This window comes from Rhizobium sophoriradicis (assembly GCF_003939025.1).
In the GTDB taxonomy this organism is placed as follows: domain Bacteria; phylum Pseudomonadota; class Alphaproteobacteria; order Rhizobiales; family Rhizobiaceae; genus Rhizobium; species Rhizobium sophoriradicis.
This window is the reverse complement of record NZ_RQIH01000017.1, coordinates 39,429-56,206: the sequence shown is the minus strand read 5'-3', so window position 1 is coordinate 56,206 and position 16,778 is coordinate 39,429. Positions and strand designations below refer to the sequence as shown.

The 16,778-nt window shown below is 61.8% G+C and carries 15 protein-coding genes and 1 pseudogene; 12 read left to right on the top strand and 4 right to left on the bottom strand.

The genetic code is table 11. The features are described 5' to 3' along the window. Positions 1-46 precede the first annotated feature (46 nt). The 5 genes from EFR00_RS25860 (at position 47) to EFR00_RS25840 (ending at position 6,858) form a co-directional block, all read left to right on the top strand. Complete coding sequence (locus tag EFR00_RS25860) at positions 47-268, top strand: hypothetical protein (RefSeq protein WP_077995101.1); 222 nt, start codon at positions 47-49, stop codon at positions 266-268. A 262-nt stretch (positions 269-530) separates the two neighbouring features. Beyond that, the gene (locus EFR00_RS25855) at positions 531-2,855 is read left to right on the top strand and encodes a transglycosylase domain-containing protein (protein WP_077995071.1); all 2,325 of its coding nucleotides are present in this window, start codon (positions 531-533) and stop codon (positions 2,853-2,855) included. Between the two features lie 338 nt (positions 2,856-3,193). Beyond that, the gene (dnaK, locus tag EFR00_RS25850) at positions 3,194-5,110 is read left to right on the top strand and encodes a molecular chaperone DnaK (RefSeq protein WP_038686106.1); all 1,917 of its coding nucleotides are present in this window, start codon (positions 3,194-3,196) and stop codon (positions 5,108-5,110) included. Positions 5,111-5,195: 85 nt separating this feature from the next. Then, entirely contained in the window at positions 5,196-6,323 is a 1,128-nt protein-coding gene (gene dnaJ / locus EFR00_RS25845; RefSeq protein ID WP_038686104.1) for a molecular chaperone DnaJ, read from the top strand. Positions 6,324-6,657: 334 nt separating this feature from the next. Next, entirely contained in the window at positions 6,658-6,858 is a 201-nt protein-coding gene (locus EFR00_RS25840; protein ID WP_004672628.1) for a hypothetical protein, read from the top strand. A 110-nt stretch (positions 6,859-6,968) separates the two neighbouring features. Here the strand turns inward: EFR00_RS25840 and EFR00_RS25835 are convergent. Further along, positions 6,969-7,337: pseudogene (locus EFR00_RS25835) on the bottom strand (helix-turn-helix domain-containing protein). A gap of 398 nt (positions 7,338-7,735) precedes the next feature. Between EFR00_RS25835 and recF the strand changes: the two are divergent. Genes recF through EFR00_RS25820 form a run of 3 tightly spaced genes read left to right on the top strand, consistent with a single transcriptional unit; the run spans position 7,736 to position 10,166 of the window. After that, positions 7,736-8,860: a DNA replication/repair protein RecF gene (gene recF / locus EFR00_RS25830; protein WP_077995072.1), complete on the top strand. Its 1,125-nt coding sequence runs from the start codon at positions 7,736-7,738 to the stop codon at positions 8,858-8,860. Next, on the top strand, positions 8,857-9,681 hold the full coding sequence (locus EFR00_RS25825; RefSeq protein WP_009990749.1) for a molybdopterin-synthase adenylyltransferase MoeB: 825 nt from the start codon (positions 8,857-8,859) through the stop codon (positions 9,679-9,681). The genes recF and EFR00_RS25825 overlap by 4 nt, the downstream gene beginning before the upstream one ends. Further along, positions 9,678-10,166, top strand: a complete 489-nt coding sequence (locus tag EFR00_RS25820; RefSeq protein WP_077995073.1) for a GNAT family N-acetyltransferase — start codon at positions 9,678-9,680, stop codon at positions 10,164-10,166. Before EFR00_RS25825 ends, EFR00_RS25820 begins: the two co-directional genes overlap by 4 nt. 7 nt (positions 10,167-10,173) lie before the next feature. Here the strand turns inward: EFR00_RS25820 and EFR00_RS25815 are convergent, their stop codons facing one another. Next, positions 10,174-11,175, bottom strand: coding sequence for a 2-hydroxyacid dehydrogenase (locus EFR00_RS25815; protein WP_077995074.1), 1,002 nt, complete (start codon positions 11,173-11,175; stop codon positions 10,174-10,176). A 184-nt stretch (positions 11,176-11,359) separates the two neighbouring features. Here EFR00_RS25815 and EFR00_RS25810 point away from each other — a divergent pair, with 184 nt between their 5' ends. Then, positions 11,360-11,899, top strand: a complete 540-nt coding sequence (locus EFR00_RS25810; RefSeq protein WP_038692129.1) for an SH3 domain-containing protein — start codon at positions 11,360-11,362, stop codon at positions 11,897-11,899. On the opposite strand, the gene EFR00_RS25805 is transcribed toward EFR00_RS25810, so the two are convergent. Then, on the bottom strand, positions 11,892-12,884 hold the full coding sequence (locus EFR00_RS25805) for an adenosine kinase (protein ID WP_077995075.1): 993 nt from the start codon (positions 12,882-12,884) through the stop codon (positions 11,892-11,894). The genes EFR00_RS25810 and EFR00_RS25805 overlap by 8 nt on opposite strands. A gap of 418 nt (positions 12,885-13,302) precedes the next feature. Here EFR00_RS25805 and EFR00_RS25800 point away from each other — a divergent pair, with 418 nt between their 5' ends. Further along, the gene (locus tag EFR00_RS25800; protein WP_009986751.1) at positions 13,303-14,250 is read left to right on the top strand and encodes an AEC family transporter; all 948 of its coding nucleotides are present in this window, start codon (positions 13,303-13,305) and stop codon (positions 14,248-14,250) included. A gap of 66 nt (positions 14,251-14,316) precedes the next feature. Here the strand turns inward: EFR00_RS25800 and EFR00_RS25795 are convergent, their stop codons facing one another. Beyond that, positions 14,317-14,880: a c-type cytochrome gene (locus EFR00_RS25795; protein WP_038686084.1), complete on the bottom strand. Its 564-nt coding sequence runs from the start codon at positions 14,878-14,880 to the stop codon at positions 14,317-14,319. Positions 14,881-15,032: 152 nt separating this feature from the next. Here EFR00_RS25795 and EFR00_RS25790 point away from each other — a divergent pair, with 152 nt between their 5' ends. Continuing rightward, entirely contained in the window at positions 15,033-15,779 is a 747-nt protein-coding gene (locus EFR00_RS25790) for a 3-deoxy-manno-octulosonate cytidylyltransferase (protein ID WP_038686082.1), read from the top strand. 123 nt (positions 15,780-15,902) lie between these two features. Then, positions 15,903-16,757 carry a prephenate dehydratase gene (locus EFR00_RS25785; RefSeq protein WP_004672645.1) on the top strand — a complete coding sequence of 285 codons (855 nt, stop codon included), beginning with the start codon at positions 15,903-15,905 and terminating at the stop codon, positions 16,755-16,757. Positions 16,758-16,778: the final 21 nt, after the last annotated feature.

Sequence of the window (16,778 nt, the reverse complement as noted above, 5' to 3'; positions counted from 1 at the left end):
TGCGGAATTGCGGATCGATTCTGATCCGTTCGAGGCTGGAACCCTGATGACGCAAGACTACCTGGCTTTCTTCGGGCTGTTCGGCCCTCGGGCGGCCGCCACGGACGTTGCTGTTTGGCATAGATACAACCCCATCCTTCCCGTACGCCTGACTGATGGGGCCAGCCTCAACCCTTCCGGCCAGATCTGGCGCCGCTTTCATCTCGGCGAGTGGGAATATAAGCAGGATCCGGAAACGCCTGACGATTACGAGGCCCGCCAATATTGAAGAGACGATTTAACGGGAGGCGGCGCGACGCCCTCGTTTGCCGCCCTTTAACACCCCGTTAAATCGCCGCAATTAAAGTTCAACCGGATGATCGCGTCGCCCGCTGCGTCGTTCCTTGAACCGGAATCGGTTGAAGGCAAAATCACGCAGCCCTTCAAAGTGCTACAGCGTTCTTGCGCGTCCGGAAGGACACGCGGCGCTGCAGGGGCGCCGTTATGCGAAGTGGGCTTCGCGATCGAACAGGGGATGCGACCGGTCGGCGATGGCAGGCAGAGGCAGATCAAGCGACAGAATAGAACCGTCCTTCAGCGGCCGCCCGGCCCGCGACGATGACGAATTTTCGCTGGATGCCGATGACCGCGTCATCGGCAGCAGATCGGCGCGGCGCGGCGGTTCCAGGCCGCCACCGCAGCGTCCCGCCCGCCAGCGGCGACGCGAGCCGCGCGAGCTTGAAGGCGGCGGCTTTTTCAGCTTTCTGCGCCGTGTGGTCTACTGGTGCGTCGTGCTGTTCATCTGGGCCGGGATCGGCGTTGCCGGGCTTGTTGTCTATTATGGTTCGCGCATGCCGAGCGCCAGCACATGGGCGATTCCCGAGCGGCCGCCGAACGTCAAGATCACCGCCGTCGACGGCAGCGTCATTGCCAATCGCGGCGCCACCGGCGGCGAGGCGTTGTCGCTCGAAAACATGTCGCCCTATATTCCCGAAGCCGTCATCGCCATCGAAGATCGGCGTTTTTATTCGCATTTCGGCGTCGATCCGCTCGGTCTCGGCCGGGCGATCGTCACCAATTTCACGGCCGGCCATATGGTGCAGGGCGGCTCGACACTGACGCAGCAGCTCGCCAAGAACCTCTTCCTCTCCCCGGAAAGAACGCTGGAGCGCAAGGTGCAGGAAGTGCTGCTCGCCCTGTGGCTGGAGCAGAAATATACCAAGGACCAGATCCTTGCGATGTATCTTAACAGGGTGTTCTTCGGATCGAACGCCTATGGCGTCGAGGCGGCGTCGAGGCGCTATTTCAACAAGTCGGCGCGTGATGTGAACCTCGGCGAGGCCGCCGTGCTGGCCGGCCTGCTCAAGGCGCCGTCGCGGCTTTCGCCGGCCCGCGACGCGGACGCCGCGAATGCACGCGCCCAACTCGTGCTCGCGGCGATGCGAGAGCAGGGCTTCATCACCGATTCCGAGGTCAAGACCGCGATGTCGCAGACCCCGGCTTCGGCCAAGAGCTACTGGTCGGGGGCCGGACACTACGTCGCCGACATGGTGATGGATCAGCTGCCGGGCCTGATCGGCGACATCAAGGAAGACGTCATCGTCGATACGACAATCGACAAGTCACTGGAAAAGAAGGCCGAGCAATCGCTGGTCGATGTGCTCGACAAGGAAGGCGGCAAGCTCGATGCCTCGCAGGCAGCACTCGTCTCGATCGACGGCACCGGCGCGATCCGGGCGCTGGTCGGCGGCAAGGACTATGCGACGAGCCAGTTCAACCGCGCCGTCAAGGCCAAGCGCCAGCCGGGATCCTCGTTCAAGCCTTTCGTCTATGCCGCAGCGCTGGAAAAGGGACTGACGCCCTTTTCGGTGTTCAACGACGCGCCGATCCGCATCGGCGACTGGACTCCGGAGAATTACGAGAAGAAATACAATGGCGAGGTGACGCTCGCCACTGCGCTTTCCAAGTCGCTGAACACGGTTGCCGCTCAGCTGGTAATGTATGACGGGCCGGACCAGGTGATCAAGCTCGCCCACCGGCTCGGCATCGAAAGCGAGCTGCAGCCGAACGCCTCGATTGCGCTTGGGACATCCGAAGTGTCGCTTATGGAACTCACCGCCTCCTATGCCGCCTTCATGAACGGCGGCTACAAGGCGACGCCGCACGTCATCCGCCGGGTGACGACCGCAGACGGCAAGGTTCTTTACGAAAACACCTATGACAGCCCGCCGCGTGTGATGTCCGAGCAGATCGCCGCGCAGATGAATGCGATGATGATGGGCGTCATCGACAACGGCACCGGCAAGAGCGCCAAGATCCCCGGCTGGCAGGCGGCCGGAAAGACGGGCACGACGCAGAATTCACGCGACGCGCTCTTCGTCGGCTTCACCAGCAACCTCACGACAGGCGTCTGGTTCGGCAATGACGACGGCAAGCCGATGAAGAAGGTGACCGGCGGCGGCCTGCCGGCCAAGGCCTGGAAGGAATTCATGATCGCCGCCCACAAGGGTCTTTCGCCGGCGCCGCTGTTCGGCAACGGCCAGCTGATCGGTGATCCCAACGGCCAGCCGATGGCGCAGACGGCACCGGACGGCGGGCAGCCGGTCACCGCCGAGGTGCCGCCGCCCACGACGATCGGCGGCATCATTTCCGGCGTCTTCGGCGGCAACGAGAATGCCAACCGCTACCCGCAGGCGCCTGTACGGCAGCCGACGGCAACAGCCGGAAATGGTCCGATTCCGCCTGCCGACGTTGCCGAAGGTAATGGCGGCGGGTACGGAAACGTGGTGCCGCCCGGCGATGTCGGGGCGCCGCAAACGACCTCCTCCGTGCAGCCGCGACGCACCACCCTGCTCGATCTGATCATGGGCCAGTGAGAACCTTGCGGCATGCCCGGTGCAAGCCCGATCCCTTAATGTGCAGCGCGTTCTTTCAGTCGCAAAACCGCTGTCCATTCTGCGGGACGTACTCAGAAATCAGCCGCTTTCCCGATATGGACGGACCTCTTTCCCGGCGACCGGCAAAATTGAAGGCAACACATTCGTTTTGCTGGATTCCGGGCTATTTCCCGCCTTGCAGTCCAGAAAACCGCTCCTTATATACGCCGCATCACCGCAATCACGATTGCGTAATCTTAAGTAGGCCCATCCCGTAAGGGGCTGTCAGGGAAATGCCTTCTGGGGGTTCCGACAGCTTGCTTCAAGGAGAGAATGACATGGCAAAAGTAATTGGTATCGACCTTGGAACGACGAATTCCTGCGTCGCAGTCATGGACGGCAAGGACGCGAAGGTCATCGAGAATGCGGAAGGTGCGCGCACGACCCCTTCCATGGTGGCCTTTTCCGATGATGGCGAACGCCTCGTCGGCCAGCCGGCCAAGCGCCAGGCGGTCACCAACCCGACGAACACGCTCTTTGCGGTCAAGCGCCTGATCGGCCGCCGCTACGAAGATCCGACCGTCGAGAAGGACAAGCATCTCGTCCCCTTCAGCATCGTCAAGGGCGACAATGGCGACGCCTGGGTCGAAGCCAATGGCAAGGGCTACTCGCCCGCACAGATTTCCGCGATGATCCTTCAGAAGATGAAGGAAACCGCCGAATCCTATCTCGGCGAAAAGATCGAGAAGGCCGTCATCACCGTTCCGGCCTATTTCAACGACGCGCAGCGCCAGGCAACCAAGGATGCCGGCAAGATCGCCGGTCTTGAAGTGCTGCGCATCATCAACGAGCCGACCGCTGCCGCGCTCGCCTACGGTCTCGACAAAAAAGAAGGCAAGACGATCGCCGTCTACGACCTTGGCGGCGGCACCTTCGATATTTCGATCCTCGAGATCGGCGACGGCGTCTTCGAAGTGAAGTCCACCAACGGCGACACCTTCCTCGGCGGTGAAGACTTCGACATGCGTCTCGTCGAATATCTCGTTGGCGAATTCAAGCGCGACAACGGCATCGACCTGAAGAACGACAAGCTTGCCCTGCAGCGCCTCAAGGAAGCTGCCGAAAAGGCCAAGATCGAGCTGTCGTCCTCGCAGCAGACCGAAATCAACCTGCCGTTCATCACCGCTGACGCTTCCGGCCCGAAGCACCTGACGCTGAAGCTGACCCGCGCCAAGCTCGAAAGCCTGGTCGACGATCTCGTCCAGCGCACGATCGCGCCCTGCAAGGCAGCCCTCAAGGATGCCGGCGTCACCGCCGCCGAAATCGACGAAGTCGTTCTCGTCGGCGGCATGAGCCGCATGCCGAAGGTGCAGGAAGTCGTCAAGCAGCTGTTCGGCAAGGAGCCGCATAAGGGCGTCAACCCGGATGAAGTCGTCGCCCTCGGCGCCGCCATTCAGGCCGGCGTTCTGCAGGGCGACGTCAAGGACGTCCTGCTCCTCGACGTCACCCCGCTGTCGCTCGGCATCGAAACGCTCGGCGGCGTCTTCACCCGTCTGATCGAACGCAACACGACGATTCCGACGAAGAAGAGCCAGACCTTCTCGACCGCCGAGGACAACCAGCAGGCCGTCACCATCCGCGTTTCGCAGGGCGAGCGTGAAATGGCTGCCGACAACAAGCTGCTCGGCCAGTTCGACCTCGTCGGCCTGCCGCCGTCGCCGCGCGGCGTACCGCAGATCGAAGTGACCTTCGACATCGACGCCAACGGCATCGTCCAGGTTTCGGCCAAGGACAAGGGCACCGGCAAGGAACAGCAGATCCGCATTCAGGCTTCGGGCGGCCTCTCCGACGCCGACATCGAGAAGATGGTCAAGGATGCCGAGTCGCATGCAGCTGAAGACAAGAAGCGCCGCGAGGCCGTGGAAGCCAAGAACCAGGCCGAAAGCCTGATCCACTCGACGGAAAAGTCGCTGAAGGATTACGGCGACAAGGTCTCCGAAGCCGACCGCACTGCGATCTCGGATGCGATCGCCGCGCTGAAGACTGCTTCGGAAGCCTCCGAACCGGATGCTGACGACATCAAGGCCAAGACCCAGACGCTGATGGAAGTGTCGATGAAGCTCGGCCAGGCGATTTATGAAGCACAGCAGGCCGAAGGCGGCGCTGCTGCCGATGCCTCCGCGGAAGGCGGCGACAATGTCGTCGACGCCGACTACGAGGAAATCAAGGACGACGACCGCAAGAAGTCCGCGTAATTCGCGGCGGCGTGGTAATGCTTCAACACCTGATCCGGCTGCTCACCATGGCAGCCGGAAATCCATTTCCGGGGTTTAATCCTTAATGGCAAAAGCGGACTTTTACGAAACTCTGGGTGTAGCCAAGTCGGCGGACGAGAAAGAGCTGAAGAGCGCCTTCCGAAAGCTGGCGATGAAATACCATCCGGACAAGAACCCGGATGACAAGGACGCCGAGCGGAAGTTCAAGGAAATCAACGAAGCCTACGAGATGCTGAAGGACCCGCAGAAGCGGGCGGCCTATGATCGCTACGGCCATGCGGCCTTCGAGCATGGCGGCATGGGCGGCGGTGGCGGCGGTTTTGCCGGCGGCGGCTTCTCAGACATTTTCGAGGATATTTTCGGCGAGATGATGGGTGGCGGACGGGCGCGCCAACGCTCATCGGGCGGGCGCGAGCGCGGCGCCGATCTTCGCTACAACATGGAAATAACGCTGGAGGAGGCTTTCTCCGGCAAGACGGCGCAGATCCGCGTTCCCACCTCGATCACCTGCGATGTCTGTTCGGGATCGGGCGCAAAGCCCGGCACGCAGCCGAAGAATTGCGGCACCTGCCAGGGGTCGGGTCGCGTGCGCGCGGCACAGGGCTTCTTCTCGATCGAGCGGACCTGCCCGACCTGCCACGGCCGCGGTCAGATCATTCCCGATCCCTGCCAGAAGTGCCACGGCCAGGGCCGGGTAACCGAAGAACGTTCGCTCTCGGTCAATATCCCTGCCGGTATCGAGGACGGCACGCGCATCCGCCTGCAGGGCGAGGGCGAAGCCGGGGCTCGCGGCGGACCGGCGGGCGACCTCTATATCTTCCTGTCAGTGAAGCCGCATGAATTCTACCAGCGCGACGGAGCCGATCTCTACTGCGCCGTTCCGATCTCGATGACGACGGCGGCTCTCGGCGGGACCTTCGACGTGGCGACGCTCGACGGCACCAAATCGCGGGTGACCGTGCCCGAAGGCACGCAGGCCGGCAAACAGTTCCGCCTCAAGAGCAAGGGCATGCCGGTACTGCGTTCGGCACAGACGGGCGACCTCTATATCCAGATCCAGATCGAGACGCCGCAAAAGCTCACCAAACGCCAGCGCGAGCTGCTGCAGGAATTCGAGCAAATTTCCTCCAAGGAGAACAATCCGGAATCGACGGGCTTCTTTGCCCGGATGAAGGAATTCTTCGAAGGTTGAGCTGAGACCTGAAGAGCCGTTTCGAAAGCCGGGTACGGAAACGTGCCCGGCTTTTTCGTCATGACGATCCGTTTTGGCACATTCGCCTGGCGCGCCGGGTAATATGCACCGCATTGAGACAGCGGCGGGATGACAGTCGACTTGCCGTTAACGCAGCCGGATAATGGCGCTTGCAAGTTTTCCAAATGACATCACTCTCTGTCGTCGGCGCACAACCCGGAGATCGGAACCGGCTTTCGAAGGATCAGGCGCAGTTTGGAATGATGGAGCGCCTTGGCCGTCCTTTCGGGCGCTACGCTCTGTTGGGGAATCATCAAAAGCAAGAGTAACTGCCATGGCGCCAGCCTTCTCCTCTCAGCACGACGATGTCGACGTTCTCGCCGGCGCCATTTACACATGGTGCGCCGAGCGCAACATCAAGCTTCGCAGCCAACAGGGCCTTTCGATCGCCAGTATCGCAATCGACCTCTATCATGCCGGCCACCAGACGCAGGACGACCTGCTGACGGCGTTGCACGAGCGCGAATTTCACTGACGCTTCTTATCAAACGCGGATGTTGCGGCGCGTTGCAGCTCGCGCTGTTCATAGGCCTGCCCGGAACCCCGAGCTTAAACAGATCGCATTGTCTGCGAGTACGGTCTGAATCAAGCCGCCTTTTCGGCCGCCTGCCCACCGCTTATAAGGGTAAGGATGGTCTTGACCGCCTCCTTGCCGGCTGGTGAGTTCAGCTTATCGTAACTCAGGGCAAGCGCATAGGCGTCAGGGCTGAGCTCGATGCGGCTGCCGAATTGCGGCATGTCGGCCCCCTCGAAAAGAACCGAGATTTCGACATCGAGAAAAACCGCGATCTGGTGCAGTTTGCTGGCAGAAACGCGGTTCGTCCCCTTCTCGTATTTCTGAATCTGCTGGAAGGTCAGTCCAAGTGCTTAACCAAGCTCGAGCTGGGAAACCCGGCGAAGGGCGCGAAGCTGTCTTATGTTGCGACCTACGATAATATCAACCGGATCTGGCACTTCTTCATTCTCTCATACGCAAACGTTTCGTTTACCATAACGTTTCCCCCGCATAACTCAACCCGTTAGTTGCAAAATTCAACCGACTTTTTCTGGGGTTTGCGTAACGTCAGCGGCCCCGAAAAAATGAACGCAGCCCCTAGTATTCAGGCGGTTTGAGAGCAATGACGCGGTCTGACGCGGCTGAGGACGCGATGTCGGGTCGTTTCGATGCGGTTGTATTTTTTTGGGACGCGCTAAAAAAGCGTACCGTACAGTTCCTGAATGGGGCCTCATTTGCCGGAGCCTGCGGAAGAACCGCACGGGTATTTACGCGTGATCCGTAGCCGTGGAGCCGCAAGCCTTGCTATCGACGCCGCTTCGGCATAGCTGTCAGGCGTCACCAACCCGGACACGCGATGCCGCACAAGGTTTGCCTTTCTCGCCTGAAGCTGACGGACTTCCGCAACTATGCGGCAGTGAGCCTTGCGCTCGACGGCCGGCATGCCGTGCTGACGGGAAACAACGGCGCCGGCAAGACCAATCTCATGGAGGCGGTCTCGCTGCTTTCGCCGGGCCGAGGGCTTCGCCGCGCCGCCTATGGCGATATTACCCGCGTCGGCACGGCCGGCGGTTTCTCGATATTCGCCGCGCTTGACGGCATGGAGGGCGAAGTCGAGATCGGCACCGGCGTCGAAACGGGTGAGGAGACCACCACCCGCCGGCTGCGGATCAACGGCACTGCGGCAAAAACCGCCGACGAACTGACGGATCACCTGCGTCTTCTCTGGCTGACGCCGGCGATGGACGGGCTCTTTACCGGCGCCTCGTCCGACCGCCGGCGCTTTCTCGACCGGCTGGTGCTGTCGCTCGATCCGGCCCATGGCCGCCGCGCCAGCGATTTCGAGCGCGCCATGCGCAGCCGCAACAAATTGCTTGATGAAGGCCGGTTCGACCCTTCCTGGCTTGCCGGCATCGAGGAGCAGATGGCAAGCCTCGGCATTGCGATGGCGCTCGCCCGGCAGGAAATGCTCGGCCTGCTTACCCGGCTGATCGAGGAAAGGCCGGAGAACTCGCCCTTCCCTTCGGCATCGTTGCAGCTTTCGGGCTTCATGGACGGCCAGTTCTCCCGCCCCTCGGTCGATCTCGAGGACGAATATGCGGCGATGCTGGCGGAGAGCCGGTATCGGGACGCCGGTGCGGGGCGCACGCTGGATGGGCCGCACCGGGCCGATCTCATCGTCCACCACCGCGAAAAGGCGATGGAGGCGGAGCGTTGCTCGACCGGTGAGCAGAAGGCGCTGCTCGTTGGCCTGGTGCTTGCGCATGCGCGGCTCGTCGGCAATCTCACGGGCCATGCGCCGATCCTGCTGCTCGACGAGATCGCCGCCCATCTCGACGAAGGCCGCCGCGCCGCGCTGTTCGACCTCATCGACGGGCTCGGCGGCCAGGCTTTCATGACGGGCACGGATCAGACAATGTTTTCGGCGCTCGCCGACCGGGCGCAGTTCTTCACCGTTGCCGACGGAAAGGTGTTAGGATGACGGCGGCGGCTTTTCCTGGCGTCGGGCGTCATGATAGCATCGCCGCCATGGAACCGCTCAGCCCCGACGAAATCGCCCGATATCACCGTCACATCCTGCTTCCCGAGATCGGCGGCGCCGGCCAGCAAAGGCTGAAGGCCGCCCGCGTGCTGGTGATCGGCGCCGGCGGCCTTGGAGCGCCGATCCTGCAATATCTGGCCGCCGCCGGTATCGGCACGCTCGGCATCGTCGATGATGACCGGGTGTCGCTCTCTAACCTGCAGCGCCAGGTGATCCACGATTCCGGCACGATCGGCGAATTGAAAACCGAAAGTGCTGCGCTCGCCATTGCCCGGCTCAATCCGCATGTGCGGCTGATCCGCTTCGAGGAGCGGTTTTGCGCGGAGACCGCCCAGCGGCAACTCGCCGGCTTCGACCTGCTGATCGACGGTTCCGACAATTTCGACACGCGTTATGCCGCCGCCGACGCCGCCGAGGCCGCGCAGCTTGCCCTTGTCACCGGCGCGGTCGGGCGTTTCGACGGTTCGCTGACGGTCCTCAAGCCCTATGAGACCGGCGAGGACGGAACAGCCAATCCCAGATATCGCGACCTGTTTCCGGAAGCGCCGCCGGCGGGTCTGGTCCCCACTTGCGCCGAAGCCGGCATCATCGGCGCGCTGACCGGCGTCATCGGCACGATGATGGCGATGGAGGCGATCAAGCTGATCACCGGTGCTGGCGAACCGCTGATCGGACGGCTGCTGCTCTATGACGCGCTCTCGGCCCGGTTCGACACGATACGCTATAAACGCCGCCGGGAAAGTCAAGGACAGACCCTATGACGATCATCCGCCTGGATCAGAGCTTCACGCGCTGGGACGAACTGCTGGCGCTCATCCTCGTTGCCTTCGCCTCGATGAACGGCAGGATCGACCCGCCATCGTCCGCACTCAAGCTGACGACGAAGTCCCTGGCCGAAAAGGCCGAGGCCGAGATCGGTCATGTCGTCATCGAAGACGAAAAGCTGATCGGCTGCCTGTTCCTGAGGCCGGAGGCCGACTGTCTCTATGTCGGCAAGCTCGCCGTTCTCCCGGAGGCGCAAGGCAGGGGGCTCGGCAAGCGGCTGCTGGCAACCGCCGAGGCGACGGCGGCAGCGCTTGGCCTTGCCGCTTTGCGGCTTGAGACGCGCATCGAACTCACCGAAAATCATGCAGTCTTTGGCGCCTGGGGTTTCTCGAGAACCGCCGAGAAGGCGCATCCGGGCTTTGCCAGAACGACCTTCATCGAGATGCGGAAGATGCTTGCGCCTCAGGCCGGGATCGTCTGAAGCGGGATCAACGCCCGGGCAGCACCCGGTTCGGCGGCCTATGGCCGTCGATGAAGGTGCGGATATTGATGATGACCTTGTCGCCCATATCGATGCGGCCTTCGATCGTCGCCGAGCTCATATGCGGCAGCAGCACGACCTTGCCCTCATTGGCGAGCTTGACGAGCTTCGGGTTGACGGCCGGTTCGTTTTCGAAAACGTCGAGCCCGGCGCCGGCGATCTTGCCCTCCCTCAGGCTTTTGATCAGCGCGCTTTCGTCGACCACGTCGCCGCGCGCGGTGTTGACGAGATAAGCGGTCGGCTGCAGCAGCGCCAGGCGGCGCGCTGAAATCAGATGAAAGGTTGCAGGCGTCGACGGACAATTGACCGAGACGATGTCGACGCGGGCGAGCATCTGGTCGAGGCTTTCCCAATAGGTCGCCTCCAACTCGTCCTCGACGGCCGGATTGACGTGCTTGCGATTGTGGTAGTGGATCGAAAGGCCGAAAGCCTTGGCGCGGCGCGCGACCGCCGTGCCGATGCGACCCATGCCGACGATGCCGATGCGCTTGCCGTGAATGCGCCGGCCGAGCATCCAGGTGGGAGACCAGCCAGCCCACTCGCCCGGCTTGTCAGTCAATACCCGTGCCCCCTCGCCGAGCCGTCTCGGAACAGCGAGAATCAGCGCCATCGTCATGTCGGCGGTGTCCTCGGTCAGGACGTTCGGCGTGTTGGTGACGGTGATGCCCCTGCGCGCCGCCGCCTCGACGTCGATATGGTCGGTGCCGTTGGAGAAGCTCGCAATCAGCTTCATCTGCGGGCCGGCCGCATCGATCAACGCCGCATCGATGCGATCGGTGACGGTCGGCACCAGCACGTCGGCGGTCCGGACAGCCGTCATGAGCTCGGGCACGGAGCGCGGCGCGTCGTCGATGTTCAGCTCGGCATCGAAGAGCTCGCGCATGCGGGTTTCGACGGCATCCGGCAGCTTACGGGTGATGTAGACCTTCGGTTTTTTCTTCGCTGTCATGGCTGCCTGCGGTGCCTTGTTCAGAGGTCTTTAACCAAGAGGGGTGATAATTTTCTCATTCCGGGCAATTTCTACCAGACCCGCACGCGAAGACAAACAAAACTCGTGGTGCAGCCGGCGAATATCACAACCCGGACAGCGTGCAGGCGGGCCTGCCCGTGAATTCGAGCAAACGGATGCCTCCATGCGCAGCAAAGTCCTGAAGTCCTGCCTCGCCCTCGCGATCGCCCTGGCCGCATCGCTCGGCCCCGTCGAATTTGCCCATGCGCAGGCGGCCAAGGGACCGAGCGGCCTGCCGCTGCCGCGTTTCGTCACGCTGAAATCGAAGCGCGTCAACCTGCGCATCGGCCCGGGAACGGATTACGCGGTTTCATGGATGTATTTGAAATCCGGCCTGCCGGTCGAGATCATCCAGGAATACGACAACTGGCGCCGTATCCGCGATGCCGACGGCACCGAAGGCTGGGTCAACCAGTCGCTACTGTCAGGCCAGCGCGCGGCGATCGCCGCACCCTGGATGAAGACGAAGGGCAAGGGCATCTTCGTCAATCTGCGCCGCGAGGCGCAGCCCTCCGCGTCGATCATCGCCAAGCTGGAACCCGGCGTGATGCTGACGATCGGCGAATGCAATGGCGACTGGTGCCGCGCCGAAACCGACGGCGCCACCGGCTGGGTGGCGCAGTCGGAAATCTGGGGCGCGTATCCCGGCGAAGCCTTCAAATAAGCCCTGCCTGCTTGGCGGCCTCGTTGAGCGAGGTCATCGGGCGCGGGCCGATTTGCTGGATGACGATGCCGGCAGCGAGGCAGCCGAGCTTGCCGCAATCTTCCAGCGAGCGTCCCTGGGTATAGCCGTAGAGGAAGCCGGAGGCGAAAAGGTCGCCGGCGCCCGTCGTGTCCACAACTTCCCTGATCCTGATTGCATCGACGTAATAACGCTCCCGGCCCTTCAGGATGACGGCGCCATTCTCACTCATCGTCACGGCGGCGATCTTGCAGTCGGCGGCGATCCTGTTCAGCGCCTCTTCGAAGTCTTCGGTCTGGTAAAGCGACAGCGCTTCCTGGCGATTGGCAAAGACGATATCGACCGTGCCGGAGCGCATCAGATCGAGGAATTCGCTGCGATAACGGTCGACGCAGAAACTGTCGGAGAGCGTCATCGACATTTCGCGGCCGTTTTCATGGGCGATACGGGCGCAGTCGCGAATAGCCTCCTTGGCGCGCGGCGGATCCCAGAGATAACCTTCGAAATAGGTGACCTTGGCGTCGGCAACGACATCGGCCTCGACGTCCTCCGGGCCGAGCTCGACGCAGGCGCCGAGATAGGTATTCATCGACCGTTCGCCATCCTCGGTCACGAAGATCATCGACCGCGCCGTCGGTGGGAAGGTGCCCTTGGGACGGGTCTGGTAGTGAACGCCCTGGGCGCGGATGTCGTGGGTGAAGATTTCGCCGAGCTGATCTTCTGCGACATTGCCGAAATAGGCAGCCTTGCCGCCGAGGTTCGCCACGCCCGCCGCCGTGTTGCCGGCGCTGCCGCCGGAAGCTTCGAGCGCCGGTCCCATGCGCGAATACAAGAGTTCGGCGCGCTCGGCATCGATGAGGTTCATCGCCGCCTTGGTGATCTTGTTATCAATGAGGAACTGGTCGTCGCACCGGGCAATGATATCCACGATGGCGTTGCCGACTGTCAGAACATCGAATCTTGTCATGAAATGGGGAGTCCCGAATTTGTGATATCCGGGGTTCGGTCTTAGCGAAATTTCCGCCGTTTGGAAGGATAAATGGTAATCGACGTCTCTATCTTCGCAAAAGTGCCGCTTATTCGTCATGTCCCTGTCATTTTCGAAACCTACAAATGCTCGCAGGAAGACCGGCATGAGCAGCTTTTAGTTGCAGCCGGACGACGAGGGATGATCCCTTCGATCTTACCGGCGCGGTGCTGACCACGGATGAACTGGCAGCCTCGCGATCCGGATATCCGGCAAGGCCGGAGCGGAAAAGCGGGCCATGCCCGCTTTTTTTGCGTGCGGATGCACTCCATCGGCGGCTGCGTGCCGATTGCGTTTTCAACGCCAGGCTTTTGCTGCTAGACCTCGGATACTCCCTCCCCGCAGAGCATCCTTCCTTATGTCAGCCATCATTCTCGACGTCCTTCCCATCTTCATCCTGATCCTCATCGGCTGGGTAATCGTTCGCAGCGGCTTGATGGCATCAAATGTCGGCGATGCGCTCAGCGAATTCGTCTTCAAGATCGCCGTGCCGCTGCTGCTCTTCCGCACCATCGCCGAGGCGGATTTCCATGGCGCCTCGCCCTTCCGGCTCTGGATCGTGTATTTCTCCGGCGTCGCCATCACCTGGACGGCCGGCCATATCGCCGCCACGCGCCTGTTTAACCGTGACGAACGGATCGGCGTGCTGGCCGGCGTTTCCTCGGCTTTCGCCAACAATGTTTTCATCGGGCTGCCGCTCGTCCAGCGAACCGTCGGCGACGAAGGGCTGGTGGCGTTGTCGATCCTGCTTGCAGTGCATCTGCCCGTGATGATGGTCGCCGGCACGGTGTTGATGGAGCATGCGGAACGAAAGATCGCCGGCAAGAGCGACCGGAGCATGATTTTCGTGCTTCGCCAGATTGCCGTCAATCTCATCCGCAATCCGCTGGTGATCGGGCTTGCGGCCGGCATGGCCGTGCATCTTTCCGGCCTTACCATGACGGCGACGCTGGCGACGGTCGTCAATCAGATCGCCGGCATTGCCGGCCCGGCAGCGCTGATCTCGCTCGGCATGGCATTGGAAAAATACGGCGTCTCCGGCAATATCGGCATCGCCAGCGTCACTTCGAGCTTAAAGCTGCTGCTGCTGCCGGGCTGCGTCTGGGCGGCGAGCCGTCTCCTCGGTCTCAGCCCCGAATGGACGGCGGCGATCGTGCTGACCTCCTCCGTGCCGACAGGCGTCAATGCCTGGCTGATCGCCAATCGCTTCGGGGTCGGCCACAGCCTCGCCGCCTCGACCATCTCGGTGACAACGGCGCTCGGGGCTATCACCGTGTCGCTCTGGGCCTATTTCCTCGGCGCCTGAGTAGCTCTCGACAACAAAAGCCCGGCTTGCGGCCGGGCTTCCATGTCGTGCGCGTATGTTGCGGCCTTACTGCGTCGCGGCATTCGGATCCGGCAACGGAACCGGCGAATCGGCGAGCGTGTGCAGGTAGAGGATGACGTTGGCGCGATCCTGATCCTTGGTCAGGCCGGCAAAGCCCATTGCGGTGCCGGGAATGTCCTTCTTCGGCGCCAGAAGGAACTTGTTCAGATTTTCGAAGGTCCACTTCTCGCTGCCGCCCTTGGAGAAATCCTTCATGGCGGAGGAATAGGCGAAGCCTTCATGCCCGGCGATCGGGCGATCTACGACAGCAAAGAGGTTAGGACCGACCTTGTTCGGCCCCCCTTTGGTGGCGTCATGACAGGCCTGACACTTCTTGAAGACCGCTTCACCGGCCTTGGCATCTGCAGAAGCGAGCAATTGCGCAATCGGAACGGCAGCGGCCGGCGCAGCTTCGCCACCGGCGGCGGGGGCCTCTTCGGCGACGATCGCGAAACCTTCCTTTTCCGGCGCTTCGGAATGGAAGATCCCCTCGGACGCGATGGAGACCGACATCAGAACGAAAATCGTTCCGAGCAGCGCCCCCACGGCCGTATTGACGTATGAATTCATCTGCAATGCTCCCCTTGCAGCCGGCAGACCAAACCGGACCATCTTGAAATCGCGCGGAACCTATGTCTTTTGACTGATCGTTGCAACTGTCTAAATGGTCTTATGCGTGAGACTTTTTGACACTTTTTAGCCCGGAATAGAAGGCCCGAACCATGAGTTTAGACGAGGTGCTCGTATTGATCCCGGCGCGCATGGCCTCCACCCGGCTTCCGGGCAAGCCGCTCGCCGATATTTGCGGCCGGCCGATGATCGTGCAGGTGGCGATGCGCGCCAAAGAGGCAGCCATCGGCCGCGTGGTCGTCGCCGTCGACGACCAACAGGTGTTCGATGCCGTTTCCGCCGCTGGCTTCGACGTCGTCATGACCAGCAGGGATCATCAATCGGGTTCCGACCGGATCTTCGAAGCGCTGACGAAAGTCGATCCCGCCGGCAAGGCGAAAATCATCGTCAATGTTCAGGGCGACCTGCCGACGATCGATCCGGAAACCGTGCGCGCGGCCCTGCGCCCGCTCGACAACGAGGCGGTCGATATCGGCACGCTGACGACCGAAATCGACAATGAGGAGGACAAGACCGCGCCGCACATCGTCAAGATCGTCGGTTCGCCGGTCTCAGATACCCGCCTGCACGCCCTCTACTTCACGCGCGCGACTGCACCTCACGGCAAGGGGCCGCTCTATCACCATATTGGCCTTTATGCCTATCGGCGTGCGGCGCTGGAGCGATTCGTCTCGCTCGGCCCGTCGACGCTCGAAAAGCGGGAATCGCTCGAGCAGTTGCGGGCGCTGGAGGCCGGTATGCGCATCGACGTGGAGATCGTTGACACGGTTCCGCTCGGTGTCGATACTCCGGCCGACCTTGAAAAAGCGCGGCGCATCCTCTCCGCCAGAACAGGATGATTTTAGGCTCGGTTGGCCTAAAATCTGAATCCTGTTCTCAATTAAAGAATTAGAGCATGATGTCGTCCGAAAACCGCTCACACTTTTCGGCATCATGCTCTAAGTCGAACTGACGGAACCATCATGAACATCAAGACCAACAGGATCGCCTTTCAAGGCGAGTTCGGCGCCAATTCCGACATGGCCAGCCGCGACATGTTTCCGACCATGGAGCCGCTGCCCTGCCAGACGTTCGAGGATGCGTTCACCGCGGTCGACAACGGCGACGCCGATATCGCCATGATCCCGATCGAAAACACGATCGCCGGGCGCGTCGCCGACATCCATCATCTGCTGCCGGAATCGCGGCTGCACATCATCGGCGAATATTTCATGCCGATCCGCTTCCAGCTGATGGTGCTGCCCGGGGTGACTAAGGACGAGATCCGCACGGTGCACAGCCATATCCATGCGCTCGGCCAGTGCCGCAAGATCGTGCGCGCCCATGGTTGGAAGCCTGTCATCGCCGGCGATACCGCAGGCGCTGCAAAACTCGTCAAGGAAACCGGCGATCGCTCGATGGCCGCGCTCGCGCCGCGTCTTGCCGCCGATCTCTACGGGCTGGAGATCGTCGCCGAAAATGTCGAGGATACGGAAAACAACGTCACCCGCTTCGTCGTGCTGTCGCGTGACGAGGAATGGGCGCAGCGCAATTCGGCTGAGGAGAAGGTCGTCACCACCTTCGTCTTCAACGTCCGCAACATTCCGGCCGCGCTCTACAAGGCGCTCGGCGGCTTTGCCACCAACAACATCAACATGACGAAGCTGGAAAGCTACCAGCTCGGCGGAAAATTCGTGGCGACGCAATTCTACGCCGATATCGAGGGCCATCCGAACGATCCGAACGTTCGCCGGGCCTTGGAGGAACTGCGTTTCTTCTCCGAGAAGGTGCGCATCCTCGGCGTCTACAAGGGGCATGCGATGCGAGGCCTGCTCTAAGCAGGCCCCGTCCATTCAGGC

What these genes read in the sequence shown, in the direction of transcription:
- EFR00_RS25790 (WP_038686082.1), top strand. Translation starts at nt 15,033, where the DNA reads ATGAGTTTAGACGAGGTGCTCGTATTGATCCCGGCGCGCATGGCCTCC.
- EFR00_RS25800 (WP_009986751.1), top strand. Translation starts at nt 13,303, where the DNA reads ATGTCAGCCATCATTCTCGACGTCCTTCCCATCTTCATCCTGATCCTC.
- EFR00_RS25795 (WP_038686084.1), bottom strand. Translation starts at nt 14,880, where the DNA reads ATGAATTCATACGTCAATACGGCCGTGGGGGCGCTGCTCGGAACGATT.
- EFR00_RS25840 (WP_004672628.1), top strand. Translation starts at nt 6,658, where the DNA reads ATGGCGCCAGCCTTCTCCTCTCAGCACGACGATGTCGACGTTCTCGCC.
- EFR00_RS25805 (WP_077995075.1), bottom strand. Translation starts at nt 12,884, where the DNA reads ATGACAAGATTCGATGTTCTGACAGTCGGCAACGCCATCGTGGATATC.
- EFR00_RS25785 (WP_004672645.1), top strand. Translation starts at nt 15,903, where the DNA reads ATGAACATCAAGACCAACAGGATCGCCTTTCAAGGCGAGTTCGGCGCC.
- EFR00_RS25855 (WP_077995071.1), top strand. Translation starts at nt 531, where the DNA reads ATGGCAGGCAGAGGCAGATCAAGCGACAGAATAGAACCGTCCTTCAGC.
- dnaK (WP_038686106.1), top strand. Translation starts at nt 3,194, where the DNA reads ATGGCAAAAGTAATTGGTATCGACCTTGGAACGACGAATTCCTGCGTC.
- dnaJ (WP_038686104.1), top strand. Translation starts at nt 5,196, where the DNA reads ATGGCAAAAGCGGACTTTTACGAAACTCTGGGTGTAGCCAAGTCGGCG.
- EFR00_RS25860 (WP_077995101.1), top strand. Translation starts at nt 47, where the DNA reads ATGACGCAAGACTACCTGGCTTTCTTCGGGCTGTTCGGCCCTCGGGCG.
- recF (WP_077995072.1), top strand. Translation starts at nt 7,736, where the DNA reads ATGCCGCACAAGGTTTGCCTTTCTCGCCTGAAGCTGACGGACTTCCGC.
- EFR00_RS25810 (WP_038692129.1), top strand. Translation starts at nt 11,360, where the DNA reads ATGCGCAGCAAAGTCCTGAAGTCCTGCCTCGCCCTCGCGATCGCCCTG.
- EFR00_RS25820 (WP_077995073.1), top strand. Translation starts at nt 9,678, where the DNA reads ATGACGATCATCCGCCTGGATCAGAGCTTCACGCGCTGGGACGAACTG.
- EFR00_RS25825 (WP_009990749.1), top strand. Translation starts at nt 8,857, where the DNA reads ATGACGGCGGCGGCTTTTCCTGGCGTCGGGCGTCATGATAGCATCGCC.
- EFR00_RS25815 (WP_077995074.1), bottom strand. Translation starts at nt 11,175, where the DNA reads ATGACAGCGAAGAAAAAACCGAAGGTCTACATCACCCGTAAGCTGCCG.